1 rRNA gene is annotated in these 615 nt (G+C 60.2%); it reads right to left on the bottom strand.

Annotated features, from left to right (window positions below):
- Positions 1–507 (bottom strand): 16S ribosomal RNA (locus tag HTZ82_RS10890); the annotation flags it as partial.
- Positions 508–615: the final 108 nt, after the last annotated feature.

The following is a 615-nucleotide window of genomic DNA, read 5'->3' as shown; positions in this document are numbered from 1 at the left end:
TACCGCGGCTGCTGGCACGTAGTTAGCCGGCGCTTCTTCTGCAGGTACCGTCACTCTCGCTTCTTCCCTGCTGAAAGAGGTTTACAACCCGAAGGCCGTCATCCCTCACGCGGCGTCGCTGCATCAGGCTTTCGCCCATTGTGCAATATTCCCCACTGCTGCCTCCCGTAGGAGTCTGGGCCGTGTCTCAGTCCCAGTGTGGCCGGTCGCCCTCTCAGGCCGGCTACCCGTCGTCGCCTTGGTGAGCCGTTACCTCACCAACAAGCTGATAGGCCGCGGGCTCATCCTGCACCGCCGGAGCTTTCCACCGCCGTCAGATGCCTGAAGCGGTCGTATCCGGTATTAGACCCCGTTTCCAGGGCTTGTCCCAGAGTGCAGGGCAGATTGCCCACGTGTTACTCACCCGTTCGCCACTAATCCCCCACCGAAGCGGGTTCATCGTTCGACTTGCATGTGTTAAGCACGCCGCCAGCGTTCGTCCTGAGCCAGGATCAAACTCTCCGTGAATGTTTTCCCGTAATCGGGATCAACACCACGAGAGCGGTGCGAGCGGGAGGAATAGTCCCACTCGCACACAGCGTCCTCGCTGTGTTTTTCAAAGGAACCTCATCCCCC

Origin of the sequence: Streptomyces sp. TRM64462 (genome assembly GCF_013362995.1) — a bacterium.
Lineage (GTDB): Bacteria > Actinomycetota > Actinomycetes > Streptomycetales > Streptomycetaceae > Streptomyces.
The sequence above is the reverse complement of the archived record's forward strand: the minus strand, read 5'-3'. Positions and strand labels throughout refer to the sequence as shown.